Genomic DNA, 20,450 nt, shown 5'->3' on the forward strand with positions numbered 1-20,450 from the left:
GAGAGAGCATGTCGATTCAATTTCCACTGCACGCGGACGGATTGCTGGATGCCCCGCAATCCGCACCGCGTTTTAAATCTGTCGCGGGGACAGGTAACGCGCCATTAGCGCAGGGCACCGACATTTTCAGCAGTGATGAGGTGTTCTCACCGTTGATGATCATGAAGCAGTCAGCGCTGGAGAATAACCTGCACCAACTGGCAGCTTTTTGTCGGGAAAAGGGGGTTATGTTAGCGGCACACGGCAAAACCTCGATGTCTCCCGCCATTTTACGCCGCGCCATTGCTGAAGGTGGCGCATGGGGATTAGGTGCCGCGACGCCAGCGCAAGTGCGAGCGCTGCGCCAGTTCGGCATTCGTAACGTGTTTCTCGCCAACGAGCTGGTCGATCCGGCAGGCATACGCTGGATAGGCCAATGGCAACAGCAGCATCCCGATCACGGATTCCTGTGCTACGTCGATTCACTGCAGGGCGTCAAACTGCTGGAGCAGCATCTTGGTGGCGCGAGCATTTCCGTGCTACTGGAAATATCGGTCAGCGGTGGGCGCACAGGATGCCGTTCACAGTCGGAAGCGCTGGCGATTGCCAAGGCAATCCAGGCCAGCACCTCGCTGAATCTGGTGGGTGTAGCCGGTTACGAAGGCGCGCTCGGGGCGGGCCGCGATGCGGCGGGAATGCAAAAGGTCAAAGATTACTGCCAGATGATGGTGAACACGGCCGCCCTGCTGGCGGAGAAACAGTTGTTCAGCAGTAAACACATCATTCTGAGTGCTGGCGGCGGCGCGTGGTTTGATGTGGTGACGGAGTGTTTTACCGCAGCTGCATTGCCGTTGCCGATGACACCACTGATTCGCTCCGGCGCCTACATGGCGCACGACAGCGGTTTGTATGCGCGTATCGCGCCGTTCGCGCAACCTGGCGCTCATCACCATTTTGAAGCGGCGCTGGAGATTTGGGGACGCGTGTTATCCCGCCCTGAACCGGGACTGGCATTTGTTGATTTTGGTCGCCGTGATGTGCCTTTTGATCAGGACTTGCCTAATCCATTATGGATTCGCAACGCTGATGGGAGTGCAGCACGCAACGCAACCCACCTGAGGATCAGTGACGTGAATGATCAGCACGCTTATTTACTGTTGCCTGATGATGAAACGCTGCAACCGGGGGATTGGGTAGGATGCGGTATCTCACATCCCTGCACGGCATTCGATAAATGGCGTTATTTGCCGCTGGTGGATGACCAATATTGCGTCACAGATTCACTGGAAACAGCATTCTGACCACAAAAAAGGCTGCCAACACTGGCAGCCAGTTCTGGCACATCCCTGTACGACCATGTGGGGTCAGACGTTGTGCCTTCAATGAATAAATAATAACACAAATTATAATTAGCAGGCTAGTTATTTTCCTGCCAGAGCCAGTTTCACCGCGTCTTCGGCGTGGATCAATGTGGTATCAAACAGCGGCACGCTGGCATCTTCAGCCTTCACCAGCAAAGTAATTTCCGTGCAGCCCAGAATGATGGCTTCGGCACCCTGGTCCACCAGCTCAGCAATAATCTCACGGTAACGTGCTCGCGATTCCTCCCGGATAATACCGAGGCAAAGCTCTTGATAAATGATGTCGTGCACTGCTTTGCGCCCTTCGGCAGCAGGCACCAGCACCTCAATGTCAGACTGCGCCAGACGACCTTTGTAGAAATCCTGCTCCATGGTAAACGCGGTCGCCAGCAGCCCTACGCGTTTAACGCCTGCCTGGTGGATGCGCTGCGCCGTGGCATCCGCAATGTGCAGCAGCGGAATACCCACCGCATCGGTAATCTGACTGGCGACTTTGTGCATGGTGTTGGTACAGAGCACGATAAAATCTGCCCCACCCTTCTCCAGACTGCGCGCCGCATCCGCCAGAATCTCACCGGCTTGCTGCCACTCACCCGCAACCTGCAACTTTTCAATTTCCTGAAAGTCGACGCTGTACATCAGGCTACGCGCCGAGTGCAATCCGCCGAGCTGCTGCTTTACCTGTTCATTGATAATGCGGTAATAGAGCGCCGTTGATTCCCAACTCATACCACCGATTAAGCCAATCATTTTCATTTGTCATCATCCTTTATAGAGCTTGTTCTGCACTGTACGGGATTTCTGGCCAGCGCGCTGAAGGAAACAGCGATAAGCGAACATTAAACAGATGGAACATCGGCGCGAACAGGGCCTGCTCCTGGCGAGCACCCGCATCCAGACGCAGTAACAGACGATTCAGCTCCTCTAAAAGCGCGGGCTGAGGCTGCGTGTGCAATGACTTCAGACGCTGTTTTAGAAACACACTTAGCTCATGGAACATAGCCGCACTTTCAATTCCATTTGCGGTCAACAGCGCCTTGTGTCGGGTGTAGTAGTCATAACAGTTAGCCCCTAACCAGGCTTCGGCAATCAGATTCCCGCCAGATATCAGGTCGGGTGAAGGATCAACGCGTTTGCGCGGCAAGATGATGTTGACCTTATCCAGCGTCCGCGCGACAAACTGCTGGCGGGCCGTCATGGTGACGGTATTCAGTCGCAGCACCGCGATGAACTGCAGTAAATCGCGAATCCCTTTACGTACCGCGCGTTTCGCCGTCCAGGATGGGCGCTTGTTGCGGATCAGCAGCGTGAGCACCAGGGCGATAACAATGCCCACCAGCGTCGAAATCATCGCGTTCACTATAAGCAGAAGATCTGGCTTAAAGTGATGGCTCATGCCGATCAAACCGGGAATCTGTGTCGCCACGATCAAACCAATCAGATTGGTCGAAGGATTAGCAATCACTAATCCCAAAGCAAACAAACCGGGAGCCAGACATATCACCATTGCCTCAAATGTCACCGCTTGCGGAATCAACACCGTGACGTAGAGGAGGCTAATCGCCATGGAGATTAGCACCCCTTTCAGGAACAGTTTCATCGGCGCTATTGGGCTATCCATTCCCGCGAAGAAGGAACAGAGCACTGCGGCCATCATCGGTGCCGTCGAGCCATCTTTCCAGCCGCTGCCAATCCAGAACAGGCAGGTGGCGAAGGTGGCAAAGAAGGCCGTGAAACAAGAGAGCAGCAGTAATCCCTTATCAACGTGCTTGTGCGCGCGTGCAGGTTTGCCCGCCTTCACGGTGGGTGTCCACTCACTCACGCGCTCGCTGACGCTTTGATAGGCATCCGCGATGCGCACGAAATTAAGCAAACGCTCCAGTAAACCAATCAGCAAAATACTCTCTTCGCTGTTTAAGCGCCCTTCCTGCCAGGCTTGTTTTAACTGCGCTTGTGACACAGTCAGAATATCGCGCACCGGCACGCTATCATCGCCATTCAGCCATAACAAAAACTGTTGGAAAGCCTCTGCAACATGCTCAGGAAAGCGGATTTGCTGCTGTGCAAGTAGGTTGAGTCGCGACTCAATGGCTGTCAGCGTAGGAATAAGATAAGAGAGATGCTGATACTGCACGCTGACCAGTCGCACCAGGCGGCGCGCCGCATCGCCTTCGTACACGCAGTGGGTAATCAGCGTCTCGACATTGAGCGGATAGTTAGCCATCTGCACCAGGATATCTTCGCGCTCCAGCGATTTCTCAGCAGGCATTGCCGTCACTAATTCGCTGCACAGTTTGCGCGCGTTTTGGTACCACTGACTGACACTCTGCTCCAGCAGATTCCGCATCGACACTGGCATGATCAAGCGGTGTACCAGGCTACTGCAGATGATGGCAACCGTGATCTCCTCAATGCGTGAAATCACCGTATAAGTGATTTCTGTGGGCGCAGTGACATCGGGGAAACCCATGATGGCCGCGCTGTAACCTGCCAGCATAAACACATAGCTTTTCGGTGTGCGATCGTGCAGGGACAGATAAAGACACACCGCCACCCACAGTGAAATGCACAGGCTAAACAGCATCGGTGACTCGACGGTGGTGGGATAAATCAGCAAGGTAAACAAGCCGCCGAGCACGGTGCCAAAGAAGCGAAATATCGATTTCGAAACGGTGGACCCCGAATAGAGTTGCGAGGCAACGTACACTGTAGTCAGTGACCAGGCCGGTTTGTCTAAATTGAGTTCCAGAGCGATGTAAAAAGCCAGAAAGGCAGCAATACATGTTTTGGCAGAGAACAACACTGCACTTTGTGAAAACCACTTCATAGAGCGAAAGCAACCCATAGCAGGCAACGTAAGTGCCTATCCTGACAGAAGACTATCGATATGACATTTTGATTTGTTATACAAATTATTACCGTGCTAATTATCTGGGCATCTATGCAAATTGAGATGACATACTGATTACAGTGAATGATCGCGATCACAAAAATTAGGTTATAAGCGATCGAAATTAGTTATTTATTGGTTATATAAGCGCTTTGTTATGGTGAGAAAAAACCACGAGAGACTCATCATGCAAACTCAAATTCCTGTTCTGAGCGCTCTGGCCCTTAGCATCGGCCTGCTCTCTGCGCATGCCTTTGCCGCCAACCCAGAAACCGTCACCATTGGTTATCAGAAAGCCAATATCTTCGCACTACTAAAGTATCGCGGCACGCTGGATGAAACCTTCAAAAAAGAAGGCATCAATGTGCGTTGGGTGGAGTTCCCCGCCGGTCCGCAGATGCTGGAAGGGCTGAACGTCGGCAGCATTGATTTGGCCGCCACTGGCGATGCCCCTCCAGCATTCGCGCAAGCCGCCAAAGCCGATTTGATCTACCTTGGCCACTCCCCTGCTAACCCAAAAACCGAAGCGATTGTGGTGCCTAAAGATTCCCCGATTAAAAGCGTGGCAGATTTGAAAGGTAAACGCGTTGGCCTGAATAAAGGATCTGACGTTAACTATCTGCTGGTGAAGGCGCTGGAAGATGCCGGTTTACACTACAAAGATGTGAAACCCGTTTATCTGCCACCCGCCGATGCGCGTGCCGCCTTCCAGAAAGGGGCGATTGATGCCTGGGTGATTTGGGATCCGTTCCTGGCTGAAGTGGAAGCCAACGCCGATGCCCGTGAAATTCGCAATGCCGAAGGGTTAGTGCCGCATTACACCTTCTATCTCGCCAGCCGCCCGTTTGCGGAGGGCCACCCGGATACGGCTAAACAGGTGGTGGATGAGTTAAGCAAACTGAGTGACTGGGCGAACCAGCATCAGGATGAGGCAGCCGCGATTTTATCAAAATCCACCGGGCTGGATAAAACCATCTGGCAAACCACCTTAAAACGGCTGCCTTACGGTGCCACGCGCATGACTCCGCAGGTATTCGACGAGCAACAAGCGTTGGCAGATACGTTTACCCGCGTAGGACTGCTGCCGGTGAAAGTGGATGTGCGCAGTGCGACCTGGTCGCTGGATAAGAAGTAGATTGCTTTTTTCATAATGGGCGGCCTGAAGGCCGCCTCTCCCTACAGGCTTTTATTCGCCTCCGCGGCCAATCTGCCAAATCCCGGTTGGCGGCGTGCCGTTCACCTTCCAGCCACCGATATCACGCGCTTTATAGATCACCGGATTGTGTGATGACACCGTACGCGCATTACGCCAGTGGCGGTCCAGCGCTTTGCTGATACGCGTGTCCGACGCACCGAGCGCATTAAACAGCTCAGTAGCAGCACGCGGCACCAGTTCACTGGCGATCACCTGTGCCTGCCCGGCTTCCGCTTCCGCCAACGCATTCACGGCGAGAAGCTGTGCTTCATCGTGGCTTAAGTGGGCTTCATACGCTGACTGCAGTGAATGTGCTGCACGGATCACCGTGGCTTCAACAGCAAATGCCAGGCTGGTGATCTCGCCTATCACCTGTAATACCTGCACATCGTCGCGTGACGCACCACCGTTACTGTGGCTGTAAATGCGGTTGCGAGCCGCAACCGCCTGCGCGCCGTCTCGTGCCACCGCACGGCCAATCCCCGCCAGCGTAGCCAGTAACACATGCTGATAGAACGCCGTTTGATAGCGGAAGCGCGTGGCGAAATCGAACACATGCGTTTGTTCAACATGCGCATTATCGAAGCGCGTGGTACCACTCCCGGTTAAGCGCTGGCCGAAACCATCCCAGTCATCTTCACGCGTTACACCCGGTTGGTGAGTGCTCACCAGAGCGATCACGTCACCCTGGTTGTCGTTGCGACGCGCATAGACGTCAATCCAGTCAGCAAATAGCGTGCCAGTGCTGTAAAACTTCTCGCCGCTTAGGGTCCATCCGTTTGCCCCCGGCGTGACGCGCGTGATCACATCACCGAGTTTCACCACGCCAGTCTCCGTCCAGCCGCTGCCCACCAGCTCTCCGTCGATAAAACGGCCGAACCAGCGATCGCGCTCTGCACTGTCAGGTTGGTTCAGGCGGTCTTCGACGAAAGCGAAGTGCGCACGCAGCGCCTGCGGCAGATTAGAATCCGCTTCCGCCAGTTCAGTCAGCAGTTGGAACAGTTGCGGCAGTGATGCGCCCCAACCGCCCTTCTCTTTGGGGATACGCACAGTGCCAAAGCCAGCCTCTTTCAGCCACGTCAGGGCTTCATGCGGCAAGGTGCGGCTGCGTTCGCGCGCCACTGCGCCTTCGGCAATACGGGCAAACAACGGACGGAAATGGGCTGCCAGCGCAGCGTAATCAGTACCTGTTGAAAGTAAGCTCATGGTCACTCCTGATGAGAAAGATCGTCGATGTCATGGCGAGTCGGTTCGTGACGGACCGCCAGCAGGAAAAAGATCGGGATGATGGCGGCCAGTGACACCACCCAGAACATGTTGGTGCCCAGTGCAGACTGCAAAATCGGCAGAATAAACAGCGCCAGCGCACTGCCAATACCGGAAAGCGCGCGGCTAAAGCCCACGCCGGTGGCACGAATGGAGGTGGGATACGAGAGCGCCGGATAGACCATCAGTTGTGCGCCAGGACCAAAACCTTCAGCAAACAGCCACAAGCCCAGCATCAGTATCGCGAATACAATCCCGGCGATGGCTTCAGGATGCCCAATCAGCGCCAGCGCGATCAGGGCAAAGAATTGCAAGGCAAAACCGGCGATAGCCACGTGGCGTGACGGATATTTCCATGCCAGACGCATGCCTAACAAACCGCCGGTAAAGGCGAACAAGGCGTTGAGGCCCAGCGAAGCAGAGATGGTTTCAAACACGCCAGCGCCGAGGAATTGCGCCAGAATTGAGGGCAGGAAGAACGCGATGGCCGTGTATTCAAATGAGATGCAGATGTTCATCACACCGGCGACGATAGTGCGCTCACGCCAGGGTTTCTGGAACAGCACGCGGAAACTCACCTTCGGCGCGGCTTCTGCTGGTGACGCTTCCGGCTCTGCCTCATGCGCATGAATGCCATAAGAATCCCGCAGGATGCGCACCGCTGATTTCAGATCCCCCTGATTGGCGGCCCACAATGGCGATTCGTTCATAAACTTGCTGCGCACGGCGATGATCAGCAACGCAGGCACCGCCCCGAACAGCAGCGAAGCGCGCCATAACCAATCGAGATGTTCTTTCGGTAACAGGAAATAGAGGCCGAAGATCAGCAGGAAGCACACCGTTGAAGCGGCGTACCACATCGGGCACCAGGCAGCCAGACGCGCCGCTTTGTTACCTTTGCCCGCAAACTTAGAAAACTCCGCCAGATAGGACATCGCCACCGGCAAATCGATGCCGACGCCAATCCCCATCAGGAAGCGTGCGCCAATCAGTACCCAGACATTGGGCGCTAATCCGGCGGCAATAGCGGAGACGACGAAGAACAACATATCGGCCATGAACACCGAGTAGCGGCCATATTTGTCGGTGAGCCAGCCACCAATCAGGTTGCCGACGATAGTGCCGACCATAATCGAAGAGGTCACCAGCCCGGTAATGAAAGGGCTTAGCTGGAATTCGCGTACCACGTCATCAATGCCGTAGGAGAGCGTGGTGAGATCGTAAGCATCAAGGAAGACGCCACCGAGCGCGAGGAACACAATCATGCGCGCATAGTTATTTTTGTCACTGCGGGTGTTGATCAGCCTTGCCACATCACTGACCGAACGCACCGGCTCGGAAGCCGGCAAGGTGTTTTCTAAAGGAAGAGTACTCATAACGCCTCACGTTATTTTTAGTTATGCAGGTGAGGTTGTTATAAACGTTTAACTGACAGGACCAAAACAACAAATAGTGATATTAATGTGTTATATATCAATAAGATAAAATCAAAACAAGCACAAAAACCCGGACGCACAGCGCGAGTCCGGGGAGCGTATTAAAAGCGAGGGGATTACTCAGCAGAGACAGGCACCAGCACACCTTTTACCAGCGGGTCATCGGTGGTTTTTAACCACTGTTGAACGCGCGGATCGGAGAACGCCTGCTTGAGTTTGACGATATTTTCTTGCTCCAGATACGGTGTGCCAATCACCAACTGCGATGCAAAGGTACGCGGTGCTGGCGGGAAGAGGATGCCTTTATCACGCGGGACTTTGCCGGCATCAAACTGTGAGACGTAGCCAATCGCGGCATCGACAGAATTGAGCGCACGCGGCATCGTTAACAAGTCGAGTTCTTTAAAAACGAAGCCGTGCGGATTGCCCACAATATTCTTGAGTTTGGCGGTACGCGGTTCAACGTTGGGGTCAAGCGTGATCAATCCCTGACGTGCCAGTAACCAAAGTGCCTGACCTTGGTTGGCGCCGTCATCGGGAACCACGATGGTAGCGCCCTGCGGTAGATCGGCCACCGATTTATAGCGGTCCGAGTAGATACCAAATGCCCACTGGAACAGCGGTAGAGCAGAAGTGAGTTTAAAGCCGTTGGCATCGACCACCTGCTTCAGCCACCACTGATGTTGATAAACCGTGGCCGCATACTGTCCTTCGGCGACGGCACGGTCAGCTTGCACCGGGTCCTGCACACCCACAGCTTGCAGCTTCAGGCCGTAGTCAGGTGCGATATGCTCGCCGACATACTCAATCAACTTCTGTTCACCGGCCATTGCTGGCTCAAAGTGCACCTGCAAGGTGCTGCCAAAGACCACCGTTTGTGCCTGCTGGCTGCGCCAGAACCAAGCCGCAGCGGCCAGTGCAATGACCACTATAATCAGTAGCAGCCATGGCCAGCGGCGGGTTTTACGTAATTCAAACTCTTGTGTTGTCATATGGATGTCCCCTGAGGATGGCGCAATGCGGTAACCAGTCGGTCACCGAGAAATTGGATGGTTTGGATGAGAGCGATTAACACCACGATGGTGCCGATCATGATGTGGTTGTCGAAGCGCTGGTAGCCGTACACCACGGCCAGATAGCCAATGCCGCCCGCGCCGATGGTGCCGGCAATCGCCGAATACTCAATCATCGAAATCAGGTTGAGCGTGATAGCGGCAACGATGGCGGGCAAGGCTTCACTGAGTTGCGCCGAGCGGATGATTTGCCAACGCGAGCCACCACACACCAGCCCCACCGCAGTGACCTCGCCAGGCAGCTCGCGCAAGGCGTTATCCACCAGCCGACCAAAGAACGGGATGCCAGCGGCAATCATCGGCACCACCGCGGCAGGAATACCGATGGTGGTGCCGGTTAGCCAGAAGGTGAACGGAATGATCGCGGCCATCAGCACCAGAAACGGCAGTGAGCGCCCCATGTTAACGATCCAACTCAACACCCGATGCACGCCGCGATGGGGAAACAGCCCGCGAGCCGAGGTGTTGAACAGCACCACACCGACCATGCCGCCGAAGGTCACGACAAACAGCATCACGATTGCCACCATTAACGCGGTTTCGCCCAACGCAGGCAGCATCAAGGTTGGGATTTCCAGCCATGGCGTGTCTTGACTCATCACGGAGACGCTCATACCGCCTCCCGTAATGGCAGCACGCTGCCAGAGACACTGGCGACTAACCCGAATTGTTCTAGTTGCGCCAGTAACCGTGTAAGCGGCACGCGCTCTTGTTGGAAGTGAATACCGACCTGCAAGCGTCCGGCCTGAATGCCATTGACCTGTTCGATATGCGCGCCGAGCAGATCAATGCGCATCGCAAACTGCTGGCTAAGCCGCGAAATCCAGTCGCTGGCGACCGGCACATCGGTGCGATAGCTAAGTTGCAGGATCAGTTCTGCGACACCCGGCTTAGCCACCAGCGGGAACAGGCGTTGCCCCAGCGCAGAATCCGGTTCAGCCAGTAAGTCTTTCACCACGCCGTACTGCACAATTTCCCCATTGCGAATTTCGGCCACCGCATCGGCTGCCTGGCGCACCGCATCCATTTCATGGGTGATCAACACAATCGCCAACTTATAGTCGTCACGCAGTTTTTTAAGCAGATCGAGCACGGTTAGCGTTGCCTCAGGATCGAGTCCTGAGGTCGCTTCATCGGCCAACAGCACCGAAGGACGCAATGCCAGTGCGCGCGCGATACCGATCCGTTGGCGCTGACCACCGGAAAGCTGCCCAGGGTAGGCGTTGGCTTTGTGGCTCAGGCCGACACTCTCCAGTAACTCACCGACGCGCGCGGCAATATCACGCTCTACCACGCCGAGATAGCGCAATGGCAACGCGATATTTTCCCACGCACTTTTGCGTTGCAGCAGCGCAGATGACTGAAACACCGTACCAATCGATCGACGTGCGCGGCGCAGTTCCTCACCATCCAGTCTGGAAAGATCGCTGCCGTTCACGCGAATGCTACCGGAGCTGGGCTGTTCCAACAGGCTGATGCATTTTGCCAGCGTCGATTTACCGGCTCCGCTTGGACCTACCACGGCAGTGATATTGGCCTGCGGCACCTGCAGGTTTATCGCTTTCAGCACCTCTGTCACGCGGCCATCAGTGCTGCGATACTGCTTGCTCAGCTGTTCAATCTCGATCATGAGACCTCCTGCTGCACACGGCTTTTCACGCGATAGCCTGCGCCCGGATGCGGTGCGGTTAGCTGAGGTCCGGCATCAAACAGCTTCTCGCGCAGCGTGCCTTGTGCGTAGTCCTTTTTGTAGACGCCGCGCTTTTGCAGTTCAGGGATCAGCAGTTCAACCACGTCCTCAAAAGTTTCATGTGTTAATGCATAGGCCAGGTTGAAGCCATCCACATCGGTGTCTTCGACCCAACTTTGCAGTTCATCCGCCACGGTTGCGGCGCTGCCGACAATCAGCGGGCCAAAGCCACCAATACCCACCCAATCCGCCAACGCTTTGACCGTCCATTGACGATCAGGATCGGCAGTCGAGAAAGTTTCCACGGCAGATTGAATGGCATTGGTGTGCAGGTACTTCAACACTTGATCCGGCTGATACTGTCCGAAGTCGATACCGGTCCAGCCGGACACCAGCGCCAACGCACCTTCGTAGCTGACCCAACTTTGGTAATCTCTCCACTTTGCCTGCGCCGCCGCATCGGTTTCCCCGACAATCACCGTTTGCAGGTTGAAGATCAGAATGCTGCGCGGATCGCGTCCTGCTTCTTCTGCACGGCGGCGAATATCGGCCACGGTTTTCTTCAACAGCACCTTAGACGGTGCCGCCACAAACACGCACTCTGCATGCTCAGCGGCAAACTGCTTACCGCGGCTTGAAGCTCCTGCCTGATACAACACCGGTGTCCGTTGCGGCGAGGGTTCGCACAGGTGGATACCGGGCACATTGAAGAAGGTGCCTTGATGATTAATCGGATGGATTTTGCGAGGGTCACTGAAGATGCGACGTTCGCGATCGCGTAGAACCGCATCCTGTTCCCAGCTCCCCTCCAGCAGTTTATAGACCACTTGCAGATACTCATCGGCATAGTCATAACGGCTGTCGTGATCGGTCTGTGCCTGGTGACCAATATTGCGAGCGCCGCTCTCCAGATACGAGGTGACAATGTTCCAGCCAATGCGTCCCTTGGTGAGGTGATCGAGGGTGGAGAGGCGGCGCGCAAAAGGATAAGGATGCTCAAATGACAGCGATGCGGTGAGGCCAAAACCGAGATGTTCGGTCACCAGCGCCATCGGCGTAATCAATGCCAGCGGATCGTTGACCGGCACCTGCGTTGCCTGGCGGATGGCGGCATCGCCGTTACCATTCAGCACATCATAGATGCCCAGCACATCGGCAATAAACAGCCCATCGAATTTCCCCCGCTCCAACAGGCGCGCCAAATCGACCCAATACTCCAGATCTTTGTACTGCCAGGAGCGGTCGCGCGGGTGGGCCCACAGGCCGGGTGACTGGTGTCCGACACAGTTCATATCAAATGCATTCAAGCGAATTTCACGTTGCGATGGCATAGCAATCTCCATAGCGAGGCCGTGACCGTGCTACGACCCGGCGTTCGTCAGTTAATTTTTAAGATGTTGAGAGATTAAGAATCAGAAGGGGGACATCGCTCGGCATGAGCGATATGCAGTTCTTTCAAGATTTGCTGCGCCACGGCAGCGGCATGGTCGGCGACTTGCGGCAATCCCATCAGCTCACCAAAGCGTGCGCGTGCAGCGGGGCCAACCACCAGCAACCGGGCATTAGGCTGGCTTTGATGATTAAGGGCATGGGATTGTTCATCCACATCCAGACCGAAACCGAGTGCATCGGCACGTATCAAACCTTGCTCACTCAACGAATGTAATAGCGGCTGGCTATGGGTCAAAGCATCGTGACCTGGACCGGTAGTGACGATCAGATGGTCCAGTAGCTGCGTCTGTGTTTCACCTTGCCGAGTGTGTAGTGTGATTTCCAGCTGATGACCGCGCGCAGTGATAGCGTGCAATCTGGCCGCCAGCACCTGCAAACTGCCCTGCTGCTGACGCTCAGTGATGACCGCCGACACCTGGGGTGCAATGCGGTAACGGTGTACATCCCACCAGGAGCGCAGATGACGCACAAAGCGTTGCTGTTCGCGTAACGGCAATGATTGCCAGATACGCTGCCCCTGCACACGGACTTCATCCAGTACGCGCTGCCAGGGCAATTGCTGCTGCGCGGCACGATCCACCTCGGCACGAATATGGTGTAGCCACAAACGCGTCTCTGCGGCGTTCTGCGGCGCTAACGTCCATTCAGGCCACTCTCCTGTCAGATTAGCGCGTGAAAGCTGCCCACGGCGTGAGAAAGCGGTCAACGGGCCACGATGGTGACGGGTGGCCAGTGAGGCAACCACATCAGCCATACTCAGCCCGGTGCCCATAATCGCCACCGATGCGTCAGGATCGATAGCATCCAGTGCGCCTTGCTGCCAGGGATTGGCGATCAAGGCCGGATGCTGTGCCAGGGGCTGTAATGAATTTGGCAATGAAGGCGGTGGATGGCTAATCGCCAAAGCCAGCACATCGCCCTTCAGGGTTTCACCATCACTGAGTAGCAACTGCTGCCCCTCCCATGCGATGGCGCTGGCCTTAATGTGTCGTAGCGTCACAAGTGGATGCGCTTGTGCGGCGAGCGCAAACTGTTCCGCCAGATAGCGTCCAAACAACCCGCGCTGAGGATAGACCGACCCGTCGGTGCAATGGGCTGCTGAGTCCAGTGAACATTCCGGCTGCTGGCGATACCAGCGGTCAAATGCACCCTGCTCATCGCCGCTTAATTGCATACGCGATGCGGGCACGTTAATACGATGCGCAGGCTCCTGCGTCGAGTAGGCAACACCGCCGCCAAGGCGATCGCGCGGCTCGACCACTGTAATCAGTAATCGGCTGGCTGCGGTACGCGCAAGATGAATAGCCAGCGCCGTGCCGCTAAAGCCGCCACCGACAATCATCACATGTGCTATCGCCATTGCCTTCTCCTGCATTAGCTGGCGCTCGTTTGCTTCGATGGACGCTTATCGCCACCGATGGTTTCGCCAAAAGGCCCGGTATTGAACGTGCGCGCTCGCTGCTGTTGTCCGTGCGCCAACGGCAGCAGCGGTAATAACAATTCTGCCACACGATGGGCTTCTTCCAGATGTGGATAGCCTGACAAGATGAAGTTGGTCACACCCAACGCCTGATATTCTCGGATGCGTTCTGCCACTTGCTGCGGGCTGCCCACCAGTGCCGTTCCGGCACCGCCGCGCACCAGCCCCACGCCCGCCCATAAGTTTGGCGAAATGTAGAGATTATCGCGTGACCCCTTGTGCAACGCGCTCATACGCGCCTGCCCTGCCGAGTCCATGCGGGCAAAGATCTTTTGCGCCTGCGCGATGGTCTCTTCATCCAGTTGACCAATCAACTTGTCTGCAGCGGCTTTAGCTTCCTCCTCTGTCTCCCGCACGATGACGTGCAAGCGAATGCCATACTCAAGCTTACGTCCGCGTGCGGCGGCACGTTCACGCACGACCGCGATTTTTTCCGCCACCTGCTCCGGTGGCTCGCCCCACGTCAGATAGGTATCAATTTGTTGTGCCGCAACGTCTATCGCTGCCTCAGAAGATCCACCAAAGTAGAGCGGTGGGCCATTTTCTTGTACCGGCGGGAACAGAACTTCGGCTCCTTCCACATGAATGTGCTCTCCTTGATAGTCTACTTTCTCACCCCGCATTAAGCGGCTGTAGACGTCAAGGAACTCTTTGGTCACCTGATAACGTTCACTGTGACTCAGGAAGATGCCGTCGCCCTTGTTCTCAACCGGATCGCCGCCCGTCACCACGTTGATTAACAGACGCCCTTCAGACAAACGGTCTAGCGTGGTGGCCATGCGCGCCGCCAGCGTGGGAGGCTGTAAGCCTGGGCGCACCGCAACCAGATAGCGCAGCCGACGCGTAATCGGTGCCAGCGCTGACGCAACCAGCCATGAATCCTCACAGCTTTTACCGGTTGGAATCAGCACACCGTAGAATCCGAGATTGTCGGCAGCCAAAGCCACCTGCTGTAAGTAGGCTAAATCAACCGGGCGACCTCCTTCGGTGGTGCCCAGATAGCGGCCATCGCCGTGAGTAGGGAGAAACCAGAAGACATTGATAGCGTTGTTTGCGGAATCGGCCATTATGCTTTTCCTATATAACTTTATTCGAAATAGGTCATTTCTGACTGTTTATTTAGTTATATGGCTATTAGCGAAAAGCGTGCCAGCTTGGTATTTGCCCTTAATTACGGGATTTCAGCCATTTAGCTCTAATTACTCCGTTAAGCGTTGTTGCATTCACAACTTCACGTCAACAGCTATTGCTGCAAATGCAACTGCTTATGCTTTTTTCCTGCTGTTCACAGTGAACCTGAATGGTTAGCGTGTGATGATGCTCCTGAAAGGAAATCAAACCATGCTCAACACCTACGCCAACCATACCGATTCGCCTCGTTTAGTCGACCCGGCTTCTCTTGCTTTTCAATCACTGCTCGATAAATTTGCCCCCACGGATGCCACCGTGTTGATAGTGGGTGAAACCGGCACCGGCAAGGAAGTTGTCGCCCGCTATCTACATCACCATAGCGCGCGCCGCCATGGCCCCTTTCTGGCCGTGAACTGTGGAGCGCTGACCGAGAGTCTGGCGGAGGCTGAGCTCTTTGGTCATGAGAAAGGAGCTTTCACCGGTGCGACGCAGGCACATCCAGGTTGGTTTGAATCCGCACAGGGCGGCACGCTGCTCCTCGATGAAATCGGTGAACTTAGCCCGCCATTGCAGGTTAAATTATTGCGTGTGCTGCAGGAGCGAGAAATTAACCGCGTCGGCTCGCGTAAAGCGATTAAAGTGGATGTGCGCGTCATTGCAGCGACACATGTGGACTTAGCTCAGGCGATCCGCGAACGTCGATTCAGGGAAGATCTCTTTTATCGACTCAATATCGCCGTGGTGCCATTGCCGCCTTTGCGGCAGCGCCGGGATGATATTCCTCTTCTGGCACAACATTTTCTGACGTTGTACGCACGACGTTTGGGGCGTCCTGCACGGCGGCTTTCGCCCGACGCGCTTGAGGCATTGCACGAATACAGCTGGCCGGGCAATATCCGTGAACTTGAAAACACCCTGCATAACGCGGTACTGCTCAGCCGTGATGAAACGCTGACCCCGGCAGAACTGCGGCTTGCAGGTTACAGTGAACATCGGTTTATCTCTTCGTCAGATTCAACGCTGGACAGTTTTCTGCGTCAGCAACTTTCGTCAGAACCGCATCAACTGTTTGATCGTGTGGTTGCCAGCTTGATTAATAATGCGCTTGAACTTACGGATCAGAATCAGACTCAGGCTGCGGCTTTACTCGGCATCAGTCGTCACACCTTACGTACTCAACTTGCCCATCAGGGCATGATTAAAGGCCGTCGAAAAACCACCAGCAGCGCTCCAGTCACATCTGTGTCTGCGAACGGTAAGGAACGTGAACTGCGTATTGGTTATCAGAAATTTGGCAACCTGGGGGTGTTAAAAGCCCGCCAAAGCCTTGAGCAGTGCTTTTCTCAGCAAGGCGTCAGCGTGTTGTGGAGTGAATATCCAGCCGGACCACAATTACTCCATGCGCTGCAAAACAACGAAATTGACTTTGGTACCACCGGTGAAGTCCCGCCGATATTTGCTCAGGTTGGGGGCAATGCCGTGACCTATATTGCCTGGGAACCTCCCGCACCGAACAGCGTGGGTCTGGTGGTGCCGTATGACAGTGATATTCAAACCCTTGCGGATTTACGCGGTAAGCGCATTTCAATTAATAAAGGCTCAAACGTTCACTGGCTTCTGCTGCAACTGCTTGAAGAAGCCGGCATCGCGCTGGATGAGGTCAAAGTCGTTTATGCGCCGCCCAAATACCCTTTAACCGCCAGTGATTATCTGGCGGTGGATGCCTGGATGATGTGGGATCCACTTTTGAGTGCAGCTGAGTACAATGCTGAACTGCGAGTTTTAGCAAATGGCGAAGGACGTGTGCGTAACCACCAGTTCTATCTTGCTCGCCGTGATTACGTACTTCAGCATGATGATGTGGTACAGCAACTGGTGGAAAGCTTACAGCAAACCGGGCTCTTCATTGATAGCCATCGAGAGGAGGCGGCGGGCTTGCTCGCTGAGGAGTTGGGACTGGAATTAGCATCTGTAGAAAGAGCGCTAAGCCGCCGTAGCCACAGAACCCGGGCCATGGCATTTGAAGTGATTAAAGAGCAGCAGATTATCGCCGATCGTTTCTATGCTTTGGGTTTGATTAATAAGCCTGTTAGGGTTCGGGATGCTGTCTGGCAGTTTTCTACTTCGCTGACGCTAACGGCTTAGTCAACCTTGAGAGTTATCCACCTTTTCTGTGGATAAATCATTGAATATCATCTGACTAAACCACTTTTGTATCTTCTGGCAGACGTTGTAGTCTTAGTGAAATCTGGCGATTTCACCCTGAAATTTTAAAAACAAACACTTTAAATTCATATCGTTATGCGTGAAATCAGTACGGCGAACAGTGTGAATTGCAGGCGTATTTTCATCTGGATTTCCGCTTGAATGCTGTTTAGGCGATTTGATTTTCAGCTGGTTACTTTAGCTGCAACCGATCTGGCTGGAAGCGATTGAAGGCGGCAGTGACAAACTTGGATGATGAAATTAGTGGCGATTTCAGCCTGAAATTTCAACGCATGCCAGTTAATTTTCATACAGTTAGCGATGAAATTAGGCTGGCGAAGTGCCCGTTAAGGACGAAAAAAACCGCCCTGAGGCGGCATTTCGATTATTGATTAAGGTACTTGCTGAGTGTTTCGTTGATGACCCGATCCAACTCTTCCTGCAACTCTTTCGACTGACGGTTAAACTCGTAACTGAACATGCGGCCACGCGTCTTCTTACGTGCGTAACGGTCTTTGTCCGCAAAAGTCCACAATGGTGTAGCCACGACTTTATCTTTGGCGGGAGACTGAATCAGCGTCTGACTACCATTGCGCACCAGACGTAAAATACCGTTTTTCACTTCATCTTCAGCCAGACCATCACGCGCGCAAACAGAATCAACATCCATCCCGATGGTATCAATCAAAGCATCGACTGTCTGACCCGTCTCCTGCAACTTCTCATAAGCCTGCAGCAGCGTTTTATAATCGGGATAGGTCAACTCAGAGTGATTGGGGAAGAGTGTGACCAACTCCAGCGGAACGCTGGCAGCTTGCAGTGCGCGCGTCACCTTGGCCTGTGAGAGCCCTTCACTCTGTGCGATGTCTTTCTGCGAAAGGCCACTCTCTTTTAGCGACAACAAGCGCATGCCCACTTCACGCAGATTATGCTCACGAGCAGTCTGAATATCTTGCGCCAAACGACGCGCTTCTTCAGCAGAGATAGCCACTTCTGTGACCAGCACATCCAACCCGGTTTTGCAGTGTAGGGCTGCTGCACGGCGACGTGAACCGTCAAGAATTTCGATGCGGTCGCCACGCTGAACGCCAATGGCAGGGAAAAATTGCTGCAATTTGATAGTGCGAATAATATCGCGTAGCGATTCAGGCGTCAGACCAGACTGGTCGCGACCATTGGTCTCCATCACCACATAGGTTTTTTCTTCAATTTCTTTCGCCGCAATGTGCTCAAGCGTGAAGAGGGCACGTTTACCGGTCGAGAGGATAAACGTCTGAGAATGGCCTTCTGAAGCATCCTCAGTTTGCAAAGGTGTTTGGCTGAAGGTTCGGCCAATCGTGATTCGTTTTGCGCTCATAGTAACCTCAGTTCAGGCGGATAAATTCAATACGATCAAACACGGCTTTAGCGAAATCTTCCGCAGCCGAACGGGCATTCTTCAAGGCTTCGGTGCTGCCCACGTAGGTGGATGGGTTAGCGGAAATGACCGTATCAAACGACTCTCCGCAGCGCTCAAAGCCATCCAGACGGGGTAATGCGGCATCCAACATGTCGCCACCAAAGATCTCCTTCGCCAGGCTGTGACACAGCTTGTGGTCGGCTTTATTGGAGAGCTTAGACATAAAACCAATATTGCCCTGCAAGCGGCAGGTTGCGCCCGATTCCTCAATAATGCCAATCAGCTCTGGTAAACGAGTCAAATACTTCAGAGTAGAGTGGAAATCCACTTGTGCAGGTGGAACCGGCGTCATCAACAGATCAGAAGCGGCAATCGCGTTCTTAAGGAAGGCATCCAGATGCGGACCACTGTCGATGAAAATAAAGTCATAATCTTTCTTCAGTTTGGCCACAACGTTCTCATACAACACGGCATGGACGTTCTGATCCGGTAAATGCTCGCTGCAAAGCTCTTCCCAACGGGACGCAATGAAGGCATCGTCAATGGAAGCAGGCAGGACATCCACGCCTGGGATGATTGACGGAACAATAAATTCGTTCAGCAATTCCTCACGCCCGACATTTTGCAGCATCGCCTGAGCAGCGGTCGCTTCTACCAGCCCAACCGAGCGTTCGTGATTAAGGAACATGGTGGCGGAAGACTGTGGATCGAGGTCGATAACCAGAATTCGCAAGTCTTCATAGAGCAGATGCGGGTGGGCTCGCAAAGCATGAGCCAGCGACACGGTCGATACCGTTTTGGACACGCCGCCTTTCAAGTTACCCACAAATAGCGTGAACGCATCCTGATGGCGATCGCGATACTTAGGCACACCACGGTGATGGTAGATATCGATGATGTTTTGAATCGACATCGCATACTTGGTTGAACTGCCTGCCGCGCGCTTGTCGAACGGATATCCGTTTTCTTCCATCTCATTTACAGCGTAATCAACGCTCGCACGCGTTAATTTTGGCAATTTGGCTAACGCCGCTTTTGCGTAAACCTGATAAAACGTATTTTCCTGCAACTCTTCTTTCTGTGCCTGAATTTGTTCTGTCAGGCTCATCAGCATCTTTTCTGAACGTTGTGCGACCTTCAGAACTTGCTTCTCATCGTTAGCCATACTTGCTCCACACATGTAGGATTTATGACTTTATACCGAAATCCTGCACATGAGGCAAATCTATCTCATTTGATGAGGAACATTTAGTGTTGAGAAAATACGTTAGGTAAGAGCGAGTTAATGCAAACGTTCACTGTAATCAGTGAACGCATATTAACCAGTCCTCAGCAATTGGTGAAATTGTGATCTCCCTCAGCTTACGGAGGGTTGCAGACATTCACTGTAATCAGCAGTTCGGTATTAAGTGAATGAGAAGATAGCCCGCTAAAAGAGCAGGGCATTGCGGCTGAAATCGTGCATGCATTCACTGTGATCTGCACAACATTCACTATAACCAGTAAACATTCACTGTAATCTGTGTAAGGTTCACTGTAACCAGTAGTCAGATGCGAAAGATTCACTGTAATCAGTAAGTGCCTGTTGGCGTGACTTCACCGAGCCATCGTACGCAGTTCTTTAGCCCCCCACGTTAACCTCAAACGTTCACTGTAATCAGTAAGCGTCCCGCATCCTCTGTTCACCGCGAGAGATGAAAGATTCACTGTAATCAGTGAATACCCCACATTCTCATTCACGGTGAGATATAAACATTCACTGTAATCAGCAAAGCGGTACATTACCCGCTGACTGGAGATTCGTTGCATCAGTCAGTCCGGACACTTCATCTTAGAGTGTTCACTGTAATCAGTAACTCAAATCAACCGTCATAGAGAACGTTCACTGTAATC

15 protein-coding genes are annotated in these 20,450 nt (G+C 53.9%); 3 read left to right on the forward strand and 12 right to left on the reverse strand.

Annotated features, from left to right (window positions below; all coding sequences use genetic code 11):
- Positions 1-8: 8 nt before the first annotated feature.
- The gene (locus tag PSSD_RS08385) at positions 9-1,280 is read left to right on the forward strand and encodes an alanine racemase (protein WP_058970525.1); all 1,272 of its coding nucleotides are present in this window, start codon (positions 9-11) and stop codon (positions 1,278-1,280) included.
- Positions 1,281-1,400: 120 nt separating this feature from the next.
- Here PSSD_RS08385 and PSSD_RS08390 read toward each other — a convergent pair whose 3' ends face one another.
- Positions 1,401-2,096: an aspartate/glutamate racemase family protein gene (locus PSSD_RS08390; RefSeq protein WP_039330210.1), complete on the reverse strand. Its 696-nt coding sequence runs from the start codon at positions 2,094-2,096 to the stop codon at positions 1,401-1,403.
- A 13-nt stretch (positions 2,097-2,109) separates the two neighbouring features.
- A complete protein-coding gene (locus tag PSSD_RS08395) occupies positions 2,110-4,167 on the reverse strand; it encodes an FUSC family protein (protein WP_058970582.1) in 2,058 nt (685 codons plus the stop codon).
- Positions 4,168-4,417: 250 nt separating this feature from the next.
- Between PSSD_RS08395 and PSSD_RS08400 the strand changes: the two genes are divergently transcribed.
- Positions 4,418-5,365 (forward strand): sulfonate ABC transporter substrate-binding protein, encoded by a 948-nt coding sequence (locus tag PSSD_RS08400; protein WP_058970528.1) that lies wholly within the window; start codon positions 4,418-4,420, stop codon positions 5,363-5,365.
- Between the two features lie 51 nt (positions 5,366-5,416).
- Here the strand turns inward: PSSD_RS08400 and PSSD_RS08405 are convergent, their stop codons facing one another.
- The 8 genes from PSSD_RS08405 to ssuD all read right to left on the reverse strand — a co-directional run bounded on the left by PSSD_RS08405 (position 5,417) and on the right by ssuD (position 14,889).
- Complete coding sequence (locus PSSD_RS08405) at positions 5,417-6,631, reverse strand: acyl-CoA dehydrogenase family protein (RefSeq protein ID WP_058970531.1); 1,215 nt, start codon at positions 6,629-6,631, stop codon at positions 5,417-5,419.
- A gap of 2 nt (positions 6,632-6,633) precedes the next feature.
- The gene (locus PSSD_RS08410) at positions 6,634-8,067 is read right to left on the reverse strand and encodes an MFS transporter (protein WP_058970534.1); all 1,434 of its coding nucleotides are present in this window, start codon (positions 8,065-8,067) and stop codon (positions 6,634-6,636) included.
- Between the two features lie 176 nt (positions 8,068-8,243).
- Complete coding sequence (locus PSSD_RS08415; protein WP_039330212.1) at positions 8,244-9,119, reverse strand: MetQ/NlpA family ABC transporter substrate-binding protein; 876 nt, start codon at positions 9,117-9,119, stop codon at positions 8,244-8,246.
- The gene (locus tag PSSD_RS08420; protein WP_058970537.1) at positions 9,116-9,814 is read right to left on the reverse strand and encodes a methionine ABC transporter permease; all 699 of its coding nucleotides are present in this window, start codon (positions 9,812-9,814) and stop codon (positions 9,116-9,118) included. Before PSSD_RS08420 ends, PSSD_RS08415 begins: the two co-directional genes overlap by 4 nt.
- Positions 9,811-10,830, reverse strand: coding sequence for a methionine ABC transporter ATP-binding protein (locus tag PSSD_RS08425; protein ID WP_058970540.1), 1,020 nt, complete (start codon positions 10,828-10,830; stop codon positions 9,811-9,813). Before PSSD_RS08425 ends, PSSD_RS08420 begins: the two co-directional genes overlap by 4 nt.
- Complete coding sequence (locus PSSD_RS08430) at positions 10,827-12,221, reverse strand: LLM class flavin-dependent oxidoreductase (RefSeq protein ID WP_058970543.1); 1,395 nt, start codon at positions 12,219-12,221, stop codon at positions 10,827-10,829. Before PSSD_RS08430 ends, PSSD_RS08425 begins: the two co-directional genes overlap by 4 nt.
- Before the next feature lie 74 nt (positions 12,222-12,295).
- Positions 12,296-13,702: an FAD/NAD(P)-binding protein gene (locus PSSD_RS08435; RefSeq protein ID WP_058970546.1), complete on the reverse strand. Its 1,407-nt coding sequence runs from the start codon at positions 13,700-13,702 to the stop codon at positions 12,296-12,298.
- 14 nt (positions 13,703-13,716) lie between these two features.
- Entirely contained in the window at positions 13,717-14,889 is a 1,173-nt protein-coding gene (ssuD, locus tag PSSD_RS08440) for an FMNH2-dependent alkanesulfonate monooxygenase (RefSeq protein ID WP_058970549.1), read from the reverse strand.
- A 274-nt stretch (positions 14,890-15,163) separates the two neighbouring features.
- Between ssuD and PSSD_RS08445 the strand changes: the two genes are divergently transcribed.
- Entirely contained in the window at positions 15,164-17,098 is a 1,935-nt protein-coding gene (locus PSSD_RS08445) for an aliphatic sulfonate ABC transporter substrate-binding protein (protein WP_058970552.1), read from the forward strand.
- A gap of 445 nt (positions 17,099-17,543) precedes the next feature.
- Here PSSD_RS08445 and PSSD_RS08450 read toward each other — a convergent pair whose 3' ends face one another.
- Both PSSD_RS08450 and PSSD_RS08455 read right to left on the reverse strand, forming a co-directional pair.
- Entirely contained in the window at positions 17,544-18,515 is a 972-nt protein-coding gene (locus PSSD_RS08450) for a ParB family protein (protein ID WP_039330223.1), read from the reverse strand.
- 7 nt (positions 18,516-18,522) lie between these two features.
- Positions 18,523-19,722 (reverse strand): AAA family ATPase, encoded by a 1,200-nt coding sequence (locus PSSD_RS08455; protein WP_058970555.1) that lies wholly within the window; start codon positions 19,720-19,722, stop codon positions 18,523-18,525.
- Positions 19,723-20,450: the final 728 nt, after the last annotated feature.

It is taken from the genome of Type-D symbiont of Plautia stali (genome assembly GCF_001485335.1).
In the GTDB taxonomy this organism is placed as follows: Bacteria; Pseudomonadota; Gammaproteobacteria; order Enterobacterales; family Enterobacteriaceae; genus Pantoea; species Pantoea vagans_C.

Excerpts from the sequence above, each read along its gene's own strand:
- PSSD_RS08385 (WP_058970525.1), top strand. The coding sequence starts at position 9 with ATGTCGATTCAATTTCCACTGCACGCGGACGGATTGCTGGATGCCCCG.
- PSSD_RS08390 (WP_039330210.1), bottom strand. The coding sequence starts at position 2,096 with ATGAAAATGATTGGCTTAATCGGTGGTATGAGTTGGGAATCAACGGCG.
- PSSD_RS08395 (WP_058970582.1), bottom strand. The coding sequence starts at position 4,167 with ATGAAGTGGTTTTCACAAAGTGCAGTGTTGTTCTCTGCCAAAACATGT.
- PSSD_RS08400 (WP_058970528.1), top strand. The coding sequence starts at position 4,418 with ATGCAAACTCAAATTCCTGTTCTGAGCGCTCTGGCCCTTAGCATCGGC.
- PSSD_RS08405 (WP_058970531.1), bottom strand. The coding sequence starts at position 6,631 with ATGAGCTTACTTTCAACAGGTACTGATTACGCTGCGCTGGCAGCCCAT.
- PSSD_RS08410 (WP_058970534.1), bottom strand. The coding sequence starts at position 8,067 with ATGAGTACTCTTCCTTTAGAAAACACCTTGCCGGCTTCCGAGCCGGTG.
- PSSD_RS08415 (WP_039330212.1), bottom strand. The coding sequence starts at position 9,119 with ATGACAACACAAGAGTTTGAATTACGTAAAACCCGCCGCTGGCCATGG.
- PSSD_RS08420 (WP_058970537.1), bottom strand. The coding sequence starts at position 9,814 with ATGAGCGTCTCCGTGATGAGTCAAGACACGCCATGGCTGGAAATCCCA.
- PSSD_RS08425 (WP_058970540.1), bottom strand. The coding sequence starts at position 10,830 with ATGATCGAGATTGAACAGCTGAGCAAGCAGTATCGCAGCACTGATGGC.
- PSSD_RS08430 (WP_058970543.1), bottom strand. The coding sequence starts at position 12,221 with ATGCCATCGCAACGTGAAATTCGCTTGAATGCATTTGATATGAACTGT.
- PSSD_RS08435 (WP_058970546.1), bottom strand. The coding sequence starts at position 13,702 with ATGGCGATAGCACATGTGATGATTGTCGGTGGCGGCTTTAGCGGCACG.
- ssuD (WP_058970549.1), bottom strand. The coding sequence starts at position 14,889 with ATGGCCGATTCCGCAAACAACGCTATCAATGTCTTCTGGTTTCTCCCT.
- PSSD_RS08445 (WP_058970552.1), top strand. The coding sequence starts at position 15,164 with ATGCTCAACACCTACGCCAACCATACCGATTCGCCTCGTTTAGTCGAC.
- PSSD_RS08450 (WP_039330223.1), bottom strand. The coding sequence starts at position 18,515 with ATGAGCGCAAAACGAATCACGATTGGCCGAACCTTCAGCCAAACACCT.
- PSSD_RS08455 (WP_058970555.1), bottom strand. The coding sequence starts at position 19,722 with ATGGCTAACGATGAGAAGCAAGTTCTGAAGGTCGCACAACGTTCAGAA.